The following is a 14,660-nucleotide window of genomic DNA, read 5'->3' as shown; positions in this document are numbered from 1 at the left end:
CCAGAACGATCTCCTTGCCGGGCAGTGCGCGCGGCGGCGCGCACGTCGCGTGACCTGGTGAGGCCAGCCTAAACGTGCCGTTGTCGATCTTGAAGGTGAGGTGTCAGGCCTGCTTGCCGTCGCCGTCCGGCTCCGCGTCGCCCTCGGCTTCGGCGTCGTCCCCGGGCTCGTCGTCCTCCGGCTCCGGCTCGGGCTCGTCCGCATCCGGGCCGTCCCCGGTCACGGCGGTGTCGCTCTCGCTGTCGTCCTCGGGCTCGGGGTCCGGGTCGGGGAAGTCGTCGTCCTCGGGCTCGCCGTCGCCGGGATCGCCGTCCTCGGGGGAGGTCTCCGCTTCCGTGGCGTCCTCGGGTTCGTGCTGCTCATCCGGGTTCTCGGCGTCCACGGTGTCCTCGGTGTCCTCGGTGTCCTCGGCGTCCACGGTCGCCGCGGGCTCGCCGGTCGCCTCGGCCGGCGCCGCGGCCTGCGCGGGACGGCGGTGCGGACCGGCGAACCAGGCGACCAGCCCCCCGGGCACGGCGATCCATCCGAAGGCCGCGATCGACACCAGTCCGAGTGGCACCGACACCGGGTCGAAGGCACCGCTGCCCAGCCTGCCGCCCGCGAACGTGCCCAGGATCACCGTGCCGAACCCGACCACCGCGCCCGCCACGCCCACCGTGCGCAGCCGCACCAGCGGGTCGTCGTGCACGCGGCGCAGCGACCAGCCGACGAGAGCCCCCACAGCGGCAGGCAGCAGCACCAACACCGGCCACCACCCGGCCTCGGTCTCCGGCACCGCGGCAAGCAGCGGCACGCCCGGCACCGGCCCGCCGGTGAACGCGAACGGGCTCACCGACACCGTGCCCAGCGAGAAGCCGGGGCCGGTCGCGAAACCGAGCGCCAGGACCACGGCGTTGGGCAGGTAGCCGGCCGACAGCAGGAACATTCCCGTGGCGCTGCCCACACCCGGCGCGTTGCGGGCGAACAGCTCGCTCGCCGTCGGCAGCGCCAGCGCCATGGCCACGAGCAGAGTCAGCGATCCCACGGCCAGCAGGCCGGCAAGCCCGAGCGCACCCGCGCGCAGGCCGTGCAGGGCGAGCGGGTCCAGGTAGTCCCGGACCGCGGCGACGAGCCCGCACTGCCGGGCGGTGCCCACGGTGGCGGCCCCGGCCGAGAGGAGGGCAGGAACGAGGAACGCCGCGAGCGGCTCCACACCGAGCGCGTCGCCGTCCGCCAGCACCGAGATCGTGATCCCCGCGGCGGCATGCGCACCGGCGATCACGCCGAGCAGGGGCACCACCCGCACGGGCTCGGTGCAGCGCAGCCGCTGTGCCGCTGTGGCGGCGGTCCGTGCGACGAGCAGGCACACCCCGAGCGTGGGCAGCAGCGGCAGAACACCCAGCGGCTGCCCGCCGATGTGCAGCGGAACCTGGTAGGCGGCAAGCCAGCCCGGGCCCGCGGCCAGCAGCACCCCGGTCGCGGAGAACTCGGCCCGCGACGCGATGGCGGTCACCAGCGCCAGCACGGCGGCCACGGCGGCGTAGCCCGTGACGAGCGGACCCACCGCGGCGGCCAGCATCGTACGGACCCGCAGCCCGCGGGACACTCCCTCACTCGTGTCCCCCTCCGCGCTGCGGGTGTGCACGGTGAGCAGGTCCATGCAGCGACCATCGCACCCGGGTTGGGCCACCCGGGTGAGGCACGCCGCCGCGACCGGATGACACCGCCCACACCCACCCGGTTGGGGCAGAGACGACGGTGCCCGCGGCGCGGGGCCGCGGGCACCGTCGACGCCGGCCGGAGGTCAGGCGCCGGACTGGCCGAAGCCTCCCGGCGGGGTGCCCGGCTTGTTCTGCTGGCCGCCGTCCTGCGGCTGCTGCTGTTGCTGCTGCTGGAAGAACTGCCCCTGCTGGGAGGCGTACTGCGTCGGCTGCTGGGTGGGCTGTTGCTGGCCCACCGGCTGCGCGAACTTGGTCGGCTGCGGGATGCCGCCCGAGGCGTCGGGAGCGGGCTGCTGCCCGAACGGCGGCGGCTGCTGGCCGAACCCACCCGGCTGCTGCTGGCCGAACGGCTGCTGCTGGTGCCCGTAGGGCGACATCTGCTGCGGCGCCGGAGCCTTGAGAATGCCCGCGTCGAACAGGTACGCGCCCACCGACGCCGCCAACTGGACAATGCCGAAGATCAGCAGCATGATGCCGCCTGCCTGCAGGTCGGCGTCGGACTGGAACACCGTGAACAGGAACGGCAGCATGACCCCTGCCGCGATGGCGGCGGGCCACGGGCCCGGCTTCTGGTCGCCGGGCAGGATCGAGAACAGCGCGGTCAGGCCGCTCACCAGCAGCAGGCCCGGGATCCAGCCGTAGCCGGCCTCGAAGAAGCTACGGCCACCGCTGACGTTGGCGAAGGCAAGGAAGAGGTTCAGGACACCGAGGCCCGCCGTGCCGAGCAGCAGGATCTGCGGCAGCGCGAGCTTGGGGCCACCGCCCATGGACGGACCCGCCCCGGGAAATGGCTGATGCGGCTGTTGGGGGCCTTGGCCCGGGAATCCACCCGGCGCGCCGCTCGGGAAGGTCATCCGTGTTCTCCTGTCATGTCTTGCTGAAACGCGCGGTAGTCCTGGTCGGCCGAACCGTGCGCTCCGGGCACGCACCACCCGGCGTGCAGGGCGGCCGCGGCAACGGAAACGTCGGCGCAGCGATGAGTCGCCGAAGCGCCGTGACTGAGACGCTTCACCCGTGCGGTTGGTTTCGTCCGCACCACGATTGTGCCCTGACGAAAAGCGGCGGGGACCGGGCACCACCCGTGCCCGGTCCCCGCCGTGGTCCGATCGCCTGGCCTGCCTACAGAGCCTTGTACAGCTCGCGGGCGAGTTCGGCGGTTTCGCTGGGGGTTTTGCCGACTTTGACGCCGGCGGCTTCGAGGGCTTGTTTTTTGGCTTCGGCGGTGCCGGAGGAGCCGGAGACGATGGCGCCGGCGTGGCCCATGGTTTTGCCTTCGGGGGCGGTGAAGCCGGCGACGTAGCCGACGACGGGTTTGGTGACGTGGGTTTTGATGTAGTCGGCGGCGCGTTCTTCGGCGTCGCCGCCGATTTCGCCGATCATCACGATGACCCGGGTGTCGGGGTCGGCCTCGAAGGCTTGGAGGGCGTCGATGTGGGTGGTGCCGATGACGGGGTCGCCGCCGATGCCCACGCAGGTGGTGAAGCCGATGTCGCGCAGCTCGTACATCATCTGGTAGGTCAGGGTGCCCGATTTCGACACCAGCCCGATCGGGCCGGCGCCGGTGATGTTGGCGGGGATGATGCCGGCGTTGGACTTCTCCGGCGAGATCACCCCGGGACAGTTCGGGCCCACGATCCGGGTTTTCTGGCCGTGGGCGACGTTGTGGGCCCAGAAGGTGGCCGCGTCGTGCACGGGGATGCCCTCGGTGATCACCACGGCCAGCCCGATCTCGGCGTCGATGGCCTCGATCACGGCGTCCTTGGCGAAGCGGGGTGGCACGAAGATGACGCTGGTGTCGGCGCCGGTGGCGGCCATGGCCTCGGCCACGGTGCCGTAGACGGTGAGGTCGGTGCCGCCGATGGTGACGGTCTGGCCGGCCTTGCGGGCGTTGACCCCGCCCACGATGGTGGCGCCGGCGGCCAGCATCTTGGTGGCGTGTTTGGTGCCCTCGGAGCCGGTCAGCCCCTGCACGATGATCTTGGAGTTCTCGGTGAGGAAAATGGCCATCGGGATCAGGCTCCTGCCGCGGCGAGCTCGGCGGCCTTGTCGGCCGCGTTGTCCATGGTGTCGACCAGCGTGACCAGCGGGTGGTTGGCCTCGGCCAGGATGGCCCGGCCCTGCTCGACGTTGTTGCCGTCCAGGCGCACCACCAGCGGCTTGGCCGCCTCGTCGCCCAGAATCCTCAACGCCTCCACGATCCCGGTGGCCACCGCGTCACAGGCGGTGATCCCGCCGAAGACGTTGACGAACACACTCTTCACCGCCGGATCACCCAGGATCACATCCAGCCCCGCGGCCATCACCTCCGCCGAGGCGCCCCCGCCGATGTCGAGGAAGTTCGCCGGCCTGACCCCACCATGCCGCTGCCCGGCGTAGGCCACCACATCCAGCGTCGACATCACCAGCCCGGCACCATTGCCGATGATGCCGACCTGCCCGTCCAGCTTGACGTAGTTGAGGTCCTTGGCCTTGGCCTTGGCCTCCAGCGGATCCTCGGCCTGCACATCCACCAGCTGCGCATGCCCGGGATGCCGGAACCCCGCATTGTCATCCAGGGTGACCTTGCCATCCAGCGCCACGATCCGATCCTGCGGATCCCGCACCAGCGGATTGACCTCCACCAACGTGGCATCCTCGGCCACGAACGTCTCCCACAGCCGCACCACCACCTCGGCAGCCCGCTGCCGGATCGCCTCCGGAAACCCCGCCCGGGTCACAATCTCGACCGCCGCGGCCTCATCCACCCCGACCAGCGGATCCACCGGCACCCGCGCCAGCGCCTCCGGCCGCTCCACCGCCAACTGCTCGATCTCCACGCCACCCTCGGCCGAGGCCATCGCCAAAAACGTGCGATTCGCCCGATCCAGCAAAAACGAGAAGTAATACTCCTCAGCAATGTCCGACGCCTCGGTCACCAACACCCGCCGCGTCACATGACCCTTGATATCCAAACCCAGGATCGCCTCGGCCCGCTCCCGCGCCTGCACCGGATCCTGCGCCAGCTTCACACCACCGGCCTTACCCCGGCCACCCGTCTTCACCTGCGCCTTGACCACGACCTGGCCACCGATCTCCTCGGCGGCGGCCTGCGCTTCTTCCGGATTGCTCGCCACGGCGCCGGGAAGTACCGGCACGCCATGGGCGGCGAAGAGATCCTTCGCCTGGTACTCGTAGAGGTCCACTACTCCAGTCTCCTGACGACACACGCCTCTGTGGTTTGTGCAACCGTGCTGCCGGACGGAGACGACCCTATCGACCTGGCTTCCCGGCGCAGCCCCGGCCTTCGGTGAACTCGGTCACCGGCACGCCTGTGAGCTGGGGTCTGTGGCACAGATCGCGCTGCCGGCCACCCATTCGTGGACATCTGTATCGGTTGGGAACGTGAGCAACGGAACACCCGGCAGCTCACCGGCCACCCGCGTCGCGAGCGCGTGTCCGGGTTCCGAGCCGACGACGGCCACCACCACGTCCGGGTCCTCCTGCTCGACGGTGGCCCGCAGCTCCGCGGCCGTGCGCAGCACACCCGCGTGAATCACCTCGGCGCCCGTGTCGCGCAGCGCCCTGCCCAGGGGGAGCGCGCCCGGCTGCGCGCCGTCCAGCTCCGCGAGCACGACGCGGGTCACGGCCCGCCCGGTGGTCACTCGCCTGTCCCGCGGCGCCCCGCGAGGGCGATCGCGGCCGCCACCAGCAGGGCCGCGATGGCGGCCAGGGAAAGCCACAGCCCGATGCCGGCGCACGCGTCCGGAAGGTGGGAGCCCGTGAGCGGCAACGCGGATGCGTGCACCGCGAGCACTCCGGCCGCACCGGCGAGCAGGGCCGCCGCCTGGCGCGGCCTGCTGCGCGGCGCGAGCACCGTGGCACCGAGCACGGTGAGAGCGGCGGCGAGCAGGCCCCACGACGGCGTTCCGAAATCGGACCAGAGGCCGGCCGCGATGTAGTCGGCCGCGGTGACCACCGGGGTGCCCAACGCGGCCACCGCGAGCACCGCCGCGGCGGTGACGGGGGTCAGCAGGTTCATCCCCGCGCCGGTGCCGTCGGCCGGGTCCAGCCCGTCGGCGTCCTCGCGTTCGACCATGCCCGCGATGACCGAACAACAGGCCGTGGCGGCGGCGCCGCACATCGCCAGCCAGGTCCACAGCACCCCAGGGCCCGACGACAACGAGCCGCCCGGCACGCCGGTGGCCGTGATGGCGGTGTCCAGCACCGCCGTTCCGGCCAGCAGCACGCCCACCCACGCCACGGTCAGCGCGGGCCGCAGCACGATCGCCACCCTGGGCACGAACAGGCCGAGACCGAGGGCTCCGACCAGCACGCCCGCGGCCAGCAGGAGCCAGCGCGCCGGGCTCTCCGGTGCCGGAGCGGGCCCCGGTGAGGACAGCTGCGCCGTCAGCGATCCCGCTGCCGCGGCCAGTGCGGTGAGCACGGCGAGGACGCCCGTCGCGGTCAGCAGCCTGCGCTGACCCGGCACGGCGACCTCCCCGGAACGGTCCGGGGAGTCGTCCCGCTCGGCCCGGGCGCTCGCGCGCACGAACGCCACGGCCAGCAGCACGGCGACGGCGACCAGCGCCACGACCGGGCCGGAGCTGACGCTCGTCGCGTCGATGCTCGCCGCCGCGGCCACGCTGGGCACCGCGACGCAGGCCACGCCGATGGCGAGGCCGCCGAGGCCGCCGCGCGCGAACGGGCCGTTGCCGGAGGTCATGAACAGCGCCGCCGCGAGGGGCAGCGCGGCCGCGACGAGCAGGTATCCGGTCAAGGCGACCGCAGGCCCCTCGAAGGCGTTGCGGGCCAGCAGGTACACGTCGCCGGAGGCGAACGGCGCCATCAGCAGCCCGGACGCGGCGACCACGGCCGCGACCATCACCACGAACAGCCAGCGCTGCCGCCAGGTCGCGACGTCATGGCCGTCGGTGGCGCGTTCCCCGGCGTCCGCGACGTCCGCCCGCTCGCGGGCGGCGCGCACGGCGAGCAGTCCCGCGACGGCCAGCGCGCCGTGCCCGGCCACCAGCAGCCACAGGCCCGCTCCGGGCGGGTGCCGCAGGAGGTCGCCGGGCAGGTACAGCTCGGGACGCAGGGCCGCGCCCGGGTCGGCGGCGAGCTGCAGGTCCAGCACCGCCCTGCCGGGCGCGAGGGCGGCGGCGCCGACGAGCACTCCGGCCGCGGCGTTGTGCCGTCCGCTCAGCAGCAGGGCACCGGACACGGCGGCAGGCAGCAACGCCAGCACGATCAGCAGGGGCCCGCTGCGGAAGCCGGGCGCGGCGTCCGCGACCACCGGCACGCTTGCCCCGGCCGCGTGCAGCCCCGCCGCCACGATGGCAGCAGCCAGCGCGGCCAGCAGGGTGGTGGACCGCCGTTCGACGTCGGCGAGCAGGCGCGTGTTCACCGTGTCCCACCCCGGAACGGCCTCTGCCGGGTGGCCGGACCGGACATCCACTCACCTCAACTCATCGCGAGCTTGCGCCTCGCCACCGGGCTCGGCGCCCTCGGCAACGGGCGGAGCCAGGCAACGTGTCGGCGCCGACGCTAGCAATGGTGAAGGCCGCACGAGACGTTCGCCCGCACGGGTGGCGGCGGGCTCGGCAAACCCTCGGTTGCGCGAATGTAATGCAAGTCACACCGAATGGAGCAATCCCCTCTCTACCTTGTGTCATTCCGTCGCCGACCCCGCCGGATCGGGTCTCGTTCGGCCGACACGAGCCGTCTGATCTTGCTCGCACCGGCACGCCTTCGTTACTGTCCCGCAGTCCCCATTACGGTCAGGTCACAAAGGGACTTGGCGAGCAAGCCTTCCCAAGGCGAGCGCGTCATCGAGCGGTTACCCCCGAAACCGCTCGCCGGGATCCCCCGCCCGGTGTCTCGCGGCCTGGCTTCCCCGAGTAACGGAAGGCCCTGTCTTGGCTCGACACCGCTCCCCCGGCGGCCAAGCTCCTTCCCCGGCGCTCGAAGACGCACTGGACGGTGCGGTCATTCGCGTCCGGGGGGCACATCGGCTTCCCGCGCCCTCGTCGGCCCTGCGCGGCCGCGTGATGGTCGCGGCGGTGGCCGCCGGCGCCTTCGCCGCCGCTGCCGCAGGCCAGACCCTGCAGGCCGCCACGGGAAGCACCGATTCGAACGCCGACATCACGCCGCTGGCCAGCTCGCGCGACGCGGCCGCCTCGTTCGGCACCGGGGGCAACGCGCCCGCCGGAGCGCCCGCCCTGCTGCAGGTTGCGCCCACCACCGACGCCTCGGCCGAGGTCCAGCAGCTCACCGAGAACGCCCAGGTGACGAAGGAGCGGCTCGCCCGCGAGGCGGAAGCCGCCCGCCAGGCCGCGATCGAGGCCGCCCGCCCCAAGTTCGTCGTACCCGCCCAGGGCACCTTCACGTCGGGCTTCGGCGCGCGGTGGGGAACGACCCACTACGGCATCGACATCGCGAACAGCATCGGCACGCCGGTGGTCGCCGCCGCCGATGGCACGGTGATCGAGGCCGGCGCGGCGAGCGGGTTCGGCCTGTGGGTCCGGATCCAGCACGACGACGGCACCATCACGGTCTACGGCCACGTCAACACCTACTCGGTGAGCGAGGGCGACCGCGTCAAGGCCGGCGAGCAGATCGCCGAGATCGGCAACCGCGGCCAGTCGACCGGCCCGCACCTGCACTTCGAGGTCTGGACGGCCGACGGCCAGAAGGTCGACCCCCGCTCCTGGCTCGCCGAGCACGACGTCTACCTCTGAGCGGCTCCCCGTTCCGCTCGGCAGGCTCCGGCCACCCCGGAAACGTCGGCCCTGCACCCCGCTGTCGCTGACCACCATCGTCGGCACCCCCTCGCGCGCCCGGTGGCGTCGCGGCCACCGGGCATGATCGAACGTGTGTTCGACTCCGAGACTAGCGCGTGGGTCCGACAGTGTGGGGCGCGTCCGGGTGGTTCACCCGGACGAAGGAACTCAGCAGGCGAGGCCCGCAGCGGGCAGGCCGGTCACAGCTTCACCATCGGCACGCTGCCGATGAGCATCAGCCGCACCGTGCCCGAGGCGCCGAAGTCGATGGTCGCCGTAGCCCGGGGGCCGCTGCCGTCGGTGGCCACCACCGTGCCGAGCCCGTACCTGTCGTGGCTGACCCGGTCGCCGACGTCCAGCTTCAGCGAGACCGTGTCCTTCCAGTCGTTCTTCCAGCCCTTGAACGCCGTGCTGCGCATCCCCCTGGCCGCGAGCCCCGCCTGTGCCGAGTCCTCGCCGAAGCCGGACCGCCTGCCCCACGTGGTGGCCGCGCGGGGCGAGCCTCCCTCCGCCGACCGGCCCGCGGGCTCGAGCCTGCGCCAGTCCAGAAGGCCGGCCGGAATCTCGTCCAGGAAGCGCGAGGCCGGGTTGGTCATCGGCTGACCCCACGCGGTACGCATCAGCGTGCGCGAGAGGTACAGCCGCTTGCGCGCCCTGGTGATGGCCACGTAGGCCAGCCTGCGTTCCTCGGCCAGCTCCTTGGGCTCACCCAGCGCCCGCATGTGCGGGAAGACGCCGTCCTCCCACCCGGTGCAGAACACCACGGGGTACTCCAGGCCCTTGGCCGTGTGCACGGTCATCAGCGTGACGACTCCGGAGTCCTCCCCGGCGTCCTCGCCATCGGGCGAGGGGATGGAGTCGGCGTCGGCGACCAGCGAGACCCGCTCCAGGAAGGCGGGCAGGGAGCCCGGCTCCGGCACACCCGCGTCGCCGGCCTCCTGCCCCTCCTCGGCCTGCGGTGCGACCACCGAGTCGGCGAACTCGGTGAACTCCCTGGCCACCGTCACGAGCTCGTCCAGGTTCTCCAGCCGGGAGGCGTCCTGCGGATCGTCGGAGTCCTCCAGCTCCGCGCGGTAGCCGGTGCGCTCCAGCACCGCCTCCAGCACGTCGGCGACCTCCTCGCCGGAGTCCACCAGCTCGTGCAGGCCGTCCATGAGCTCCACGAACCCCGCGATGGCCTTCTGCGACCGCGGGTTGAGCAGCGGCACCCGACCGGCCACCGCCTCGCGCAGCGACGCGGCGAACGAGATGCGTTCCCGCTCGGCGTGCGTGGCCACGACGGCCTCCGCCCGGTCGCCGATGCCGCGCTTGGGCACGTTGAGGATCCGGCGAAGGCTCACCGTGTCCTCCGGGTTGGCCAGCACCCGCAGGTAGGCCAGCGCGTCCCGGACCTCCCTGCGCTCGTAGAAGCGAACACCGCCGACCACCCGGTACGGCAGGCCGAGCCGGATGAAGATCTCCTCGAACACCCGCGACTGGTTGTTCGTGCGGTAGAAGACGGCGACGTCGGAGTACTTGACCTCGCCGGAGTCGGCGAGCGCATCGATCTCGCCCGCGACGAACGCGGCCTCGTCGTGCTCGTTGTCCGCGACGTAGCCGACGATCTTCTCGCCGTCGCCCGCGTCGGTCCACAGCCGCTTCTCGCGGCGGTTGGGGTTGCGGGCGATCACCGCGTTGGCGGCGGACAGGATCGTCTGCGTCGACCGGTAGTTCTGCTCGAGCAGGATCGTGCGCGCGCTCGGGAAGTCGCGTTCGAACTCCTCGATGTTGCGGATCGTCGCGCCGCGGAAGGCGTAGATCGACTGGTCGGCGTCACCGACGACGCACAGCTCCGCCGGCTCGACGCCCGACGCCGTCGGCGCGGTGCCCACGAGCTCGCGCACCAGCGTGTACTGCGCGTGGTTGGTGTCCTGGTACTCGTCGACGAGCACGTGCCGGAACCGGCGCCGGTAGTGCTCGGCCACCTCGGGGAAGACCTGCAGCAGCTCGACCGTGCGCATGATGAGGTCGTCGAAGTCCATGGCGTTTGCCTGCGACAGCCTGCGCTGGTACTCGCCGTACGCCTCGGCGGCCCTGCGCTCGAAGTCGTTGGCCGCCTTGCCCGCCGCGGAGTCGGCGTCGAGCAACTCGTTCTTGAGGTTCGAGATGTGCGCGGCGAGCGCCCGCGCCGGGTACCGCTTCGGGTCCAGGTCGAGGTCGCGCGCCACCAGCGTCATCAGCCGCCGCGAGTCGTCGGCGTCGTAGATCGAGAAGTTCGACGACATCTCCAGCGTCTTGGCCTCGCGCCGCAGCACCCGCACACACATGGAGTGAAACGTCGACACCCACATGGCGTTGGCCCTGCGGCCCACCAGCTCGACGACACGCTCGCGCATCTCGGCGGCTGCCTTGTTGGTGAACGTGATGGCCATGATCTGCCCCGGCTGCACCTTCCGCTCCGCGAGCAGGTACGCGATGCGCCGGGTCAGCACCCGGGTCTTGCCCGAACCCGCACCGGCCACGACGAGCAGCGGCGTGCCGCTGTGCTCCACCGCGGCACGCTGCGCGGGGTTGAGATCGTCGAGCAGGTCGGCGTGCCTGCCGGGTTCCGGGGGGAGGTCGAAGAGGGTGCTCATTGTGACTTCACGCTACCTGGGACCACCGACGAAGTGACGATGTGCCATACTGCCTCTCGTGCGGCACCACGCTTTCCGATTTTTCTACGGGAACCGGACTCCGGCTCCCGTGATCGCGTAGTGCCACAACCGCCGTCACAGCAAGCCCCGGAGTCCACCGGACCCGGGGCTTTCGTCGGCCCGGGGCCGGATGGGATCCGGAAGAACCGGAGGTCCACATGAACGCGCAGACCCACGACACCGGCGAGGCCCGCGAGGAACGCGTGTCCTCGGCCGAGGAGATCGACGAGCTGCGCAAGGAGATCGACTGGCTCGACGCCGAGATCCTGCGGCTGGTCAAGCGCAGGGCCGAGGTGTCGAGAACGATCGGCGCCGCGCGGATGGCCGCGGGCGGCCCGCGCATCGTCTACAACCGCGAGATGGACGTGCTCGCCCGCTACCGTGAGCTCGGGCCCGAGGGCCGCCAGCTCGCGATGGCGCTGCTGAACCTCGGCCGGGGACGCCTCGGGCGCTGACCCCGCGAATCTCCGGGTTTCCCCCGAGCCGTCCGCCGCGCCGAACGGGCACACTGGTCGTATGGACACGATCGTGCACCTGATCGCCTTCGTGATCGCGCTCGTCGGCGTGCTCGCCGCACTCGGCCACGCCGGCTACCTCGCCATGCTGGGCAGCGCCGCCGCGAAGCGGGCGGGCGGCGCGCCCATCGCGCAGTACGTGCGGTCGAGGTGGGGCGTCGCGGGCGGCACCACCGCCGTCTCGCTGCTGGCGCTGCTGCTCACGGCAGGCGGGCCCGCGCTCGACATCGTGGCGATCATCCTCGCGGTCGGCAGTGGTGTGACGGCGACGAAGGCGCTGCAGTCGACGCAGACGAAGTACCGCAGCGGCGGCTGAACGATCGCTCAACGACCGCTGCCCCGCCAGCGCACGGGCCTCGCGGAGCGAGCACACCGCACTACGCCGAGTGGAGTCCCCGACTGGGTGCGCCCAGAGGAGTGATATCCGCGTCCGCTTGGCCCCCCAACGCGGCGATCCGGCGCGAAGCCTCCTAATGTAGGCCGGGTGGATCCCCTCACGTGCCCTGCCTGCGCCGCACACTGCGGCGCACGTGCAGCGTGCCGTGCAGATGCTCGTGATCCCGCTGCTCCGTTCGGCTTAAAGACGGCCACAGTGCCGTCAGGTGGAGCCGAGGGAGGGGTCCACCAGGCATGAACGGCAGGGGCGACTCCACAGGACACCGCTTCACCGCACCCGACCAGCGACAGCCACCCGAGGGCAGGCACCGGCACGCGCCGGGCGCGGGCACCTGGACTCCCGCGGTGCCCTCGCGTCCGCGCAGGCGCAGGCGCGGCGAGCCGGACGCCGTCGTCGCCGGTTCCCTGCCGCTGCCGCCACCCGGCGCCGCACCGGCAGTGCCCGGCGTCGACGGCGCCACCGACGACCCCCCGACCGAGGAGATCGCCGCGACGACCGGCGAGCTCCCTGTCCCCGCACAGCCCGCACCCATCGGCGAGCAGACGACGGTCCGCCGCCGCAAGGTCAGCCTGACCGCTCCCCCGGCGTCGGCGAGGCCCGCCGAGGACGACGAGGAGCGCGTCTACGTCGCGCCGCCGGACGGCCTCGGCAAGTTCGACCTCGGCTCGGTGCCCGCCTCCGTCACCCCGCCGCGCAGCTGGCGGAAGGCGGCCTGGTTCGCCAGCCTGTCCTCCGGCTTCGTCGTCGTCGCCCTGCTGGTCGCCGGGACGGTCCTCGTCGGACAGCCCGTGGACGACCGGCAGGCCATCGGCGGCTGGACCGACCGGCACGGCGGTGTCGCCCCGACCCTGCCCAACGAGCAGTACGCCGGCGACGAGACGTCGTCGGCGCCGGAGAGCACGGAGTCCGGCACGAACCCGGCCGAGGACACGGGCCGCGACGACGCCAGCAGCACCGGCGACCGGCTGACCAGCCCCACCGGCCAGATGGCGGCGCCGCCGGTGGGCACGGGCGGGCAACCCGGCCCATCGAGGGCACCGGGGTCGCCGAGCGCGCCGCCCTCCTCGTCGGCGGAGCCGAAGAAGCCGCCGGTGACACCGGCCCGGACGACGAAGGCTCCCGGCCGCTACGTCTTCCCCCAGCACGACGCCGACGAGATGGGCCAGGTCTCGCAGGACTTCCTCAACACCGTCACCGAGGACCCGGCGCAGGCGCACGCCCTGACCACCGGCAAGCTCGCCCAGGAAGGCCCGGAGGGTCTGCGGCGCAAGTACGCCGACGTCGCCTACTTCGAGGTGAAGCACGTCTACATCGAGCCCAACGAGGGATACACCATCAACACGGTGGAGGTGACTCACCCGGACGGGTCCACCACCGAGGAGACGTGCAAGCTCGTCTTCGGCGAGGACACCAAGATCGCCGACGACGGCAAGTGAGGCACCGCACCCGCGCCCGAACAGCCGCTTCACCTGCGAATGCACAGGTAATCCGCACATTCCGTTGCACGTGCGGTGCGGCGAGCGGTGGAAAATTGCTCTACCCGGGTGACATCGCGAGCCGCTCGTCGTGCGCCACCGACTGTCCACCGATAGGGGCTGGTGGCCGCCCGCCTGACACGGTTGTCTTGGGTGCCGGAGGGGTCCGACGACGTTCGAGTCCACAAGACGAGCCAGACGAGGACCAGCAGTGCACGACCGGCATCACTCGGGATACGACCCGACCGGTGCCGCCGGCGACACCGTCACCGACGAGTTCCCCGGCGAGCCGGTGGTCGACGACACCCTGCGGGACGCCTTCGAGGAGCCGCGCAGGTACCTGCCGCCACCGGGCACCCGGCCGCGGCGCGACGGCGAGCAGCCGGACGAACCGGAGACGAAGCTCGCCCGGCGCGCCAAGCTGGCCGCGCTGATCCTCGTCATCGCGCTGCTCGTCGCCTCCGTCGTCGTCGCCGCGTCCCTCGCCCAGCAGGAGCAGCCACCCGGCGACGAGGCAGAAGCTGCCGCGGAGCTCACCGGAGCGGCCGCCCTCGGCGGCCTGGCGATGCCCGGGGCGGGCACCGGCACGGACGGGTTCCTCAGCACCTCCTCCCGCACCGGTGACACCTCGACGGGACGGGTGCGGCACGCGGCGGCCACCACCTCGACCGGCAAGCTCGGCACCGTCCGTGAGTTCTACAGCCGGGTCGGACGTGACCCCGAGGCCGCGCTCGACCTGGTGGATCCGGCCCTGACCGGTGGCGACGGCGCCGACCTGGTGCGCGCCTGGCGTTCGATCGGTTCCGTGACGGTCAATGACCTCGGCGAACAGGACAACGGCACGGTGCGGGCCGTGGTCACGATGGCACCCCGCCACAGCGGCCCGGTGCGCGTCGTCCAGGAGCTCGGCCTCACCGGCCGCGGGGACGACGCGGTCATCTCCGAGGCGAAGCTGCTGTCGGTGCAACCTGGCTGAGTGCCCGGGCGTCTCCTCTACGGGCGCCGGGACCGTCCCGCGGTGTGCCGCCTGCGTGTGCGCAGAGTGAGCGGCCTAACCTGAGATGAGTCGGTCTCGGTAAGCCGGCACACGGTTCACCGGTTCGTGCCTACGCTCCACCCGTGCGGCGCGCTTCCAGGCCC

12 protein-coding genes are annotated in these 14,660 nt (G+C 72.2%); 5 read left to right on the top strand and 7 right to left on the bottom strand.

What is annotated here, in order from left to right:
- Window positions 1-103: 103 nt before the first annotated feature.
- The 6 genes from BAY60_RS09165 to BAY60_RS09140 all read right to left on the bottom strand — a co-directional run bounded on the left by BAY60_RS09165 (window position 104) and on the right by BAY60_RS09140 (window position 7,083).
- Window positions 104-1,639, bottom strand: coding sequence for a cell division protein PerM (locus BAY60_RS09165; RefSeq protein WP_211330208.1), 1,536 nt, complete (start codon window positions 1,637-1,639; stop codon window positions 104-106).
- Between the two features lie 144 nt (window positions 1,640-1,783).
- Window positions 1,784-2,554, bottom strand: a complete 771-nt coding sequence (locus BAY60_RS09160) for a DUF5336 domain-containing protein (protein WP_112280313.1) — start codon at window positions 2,552-2,554, stop codon at window positions 1,784-1,786.
- A 265-nt stretch (window positions 2,555-2,819) separates the two neighbouring features.
- Window positions 2,820-3,707 carry a succinate--CoA ligase subunit alpha gene (gene sucD, locus BAY60_RS09155; protein WP_112280312.1) on the bottom strand — a complete coding sequence of 296 codons (888 nt, stop codon included), beginning with the start codon at window positions 3,705-3,707 and terminating at the stop codon, window positions 2,820-2,822.
- A 5-nt stretch (window positions 3,708-3,712) separates the two neighbouring features.
- Window positions 3,713-4,882 carry an ADP-forming succinate--CoA ligase subunit beta gene (gene sucC / locus BAY60_RS09150; protein ID WP_112280311.1) on the bottom strand — a complete coding sequence of 390 codons (1,170 nt, stop codon included), beginning with the start codon at window positions 4,880-4,882 and terminating at the stop codon, window positions 3,713-3,715.
- A gap of 114 nt (window positions 4,883-4,996) precedes the next feature.
- On the bottom strand, window positions 4,997-5,341 hold the full coding sequence (locus BAY60_RS09145; RefSeq protein WP_112280310.1) for a hypothetical protein: 345 nt from the start codon (window positions 5,339-5,341) through the stop codon (window positions 4,997-4,999).
- Window positions 5,338-7,083: a hypothetical protein gene (locus BAY60_RS09140; protein ID WP_146770990.1), complete on the bottom strand. Its 1,746-nt coding sequence runs from the start codon at window positions 7,081-7,083 to the stop codon at window positions 5,338-5,340. Before BAY60_RS09140 ends, BAY60_RS09145 begins: the two co-directional genes overlap by 4 nt.
- A gap of 643 nt (window positions 7,084-7,726) precedes the next feature.
- Between BAY60_RS09140 and BAY60_RS09135 the strand changes: the two genes are divergently transcribed.
- Window positions 7,727-8,416 (top strand): M23 family metallopeptidase, encoded by a 690-nt coding sequence (locus BAY60_RS09135; RefSeq protein WP_112280308.1) that lies wholly within the window; start codon window positions 7,727-7,729, stop codon window positions 8,414-8,416.
- 242 nt (window positions 8,417-8,658) lie between these two features.
- Here the strand turns inward: BAY60_RS09135 and pcrA are convergent, their stop codons facing one another.
- Window positions 8,659-11,073, bottom strand: a complete 2,415-nt coding sequence (pcrA, locus tag BAY60_RS09130; RefSeq protein WP_112280307.1) for a DNA helicase PcrA — start codon at window positions 11,071-11,073, stop codon at window positions 8,659-8,661.
- Window positions 11,074-11,291: 218 nt separating this feature from the next.
- Between pcrA and BAY60_RS09125 the strand changes: the two genes are divergently transcribed.
- From BAY60_RS09125 to BAY60_RS09110, 4 genes are all read left to right on the top strand, one after another.
- Entirely contained in the window at window positions 11,292-11,588 is a 297-nt protein-coding gene (locus BAY60_RS09125) for a chorismate mutase (protein WP_112280306.1), read from the top strand.
- Between the two features lie 61 nt (window positions 11,589-11,649).
- Complete coding sequence (locus BAY60_RS09120) at window positions 11,650-11,964, top strand: hypothetical protein (RefSeq protein ID WP_112280305.1); 315 nt, start codon at window positions 11,650-11,652, stop codon at window positions 11,962-11,964.
- A gap of 314 nt (window positions 11,965-12,278) precedes the next feature.
- Window positions 12,279-13,481, top strand: coding sequence for a hypothetical protein (locus tag BAY60_RS09115; RefSeq protein WP_245992380.1), 1,203 nt, complete (start codon window positions 12,279-12,281; stop codon window positions 13,479-13,481).
- Between the two features lie 250 nt (window positions 13,482-13,731).
- Window positions 13,732-14,496 carry a hypothetical protein gene (locus BAY60_RS09110; protein WP_112280304.1) on the top strand — a complete coding sequence of 255 codons (765 nt, stop codon included), beginning with the start codon at window positions 13,732-13,734 and terminating at the stop codon, window positions 14,494-14,496.
- The last annotated feature ends 164 nt before the right edge of the window (window positions 14,497-14,660 follow it).

The organism is Prauserella muralis (assembly GCF_003202285.1).
Classification (GTDB): Bacteria; Actinomycetota; Actinomycetes; order Mycobacteriales; family Pseudonocardiaceae; genus Prauserella_B; species Prauserella_B muralis.
This window is presented reverse-complemented; position numbering and strand designations above follow the sequence as displayed.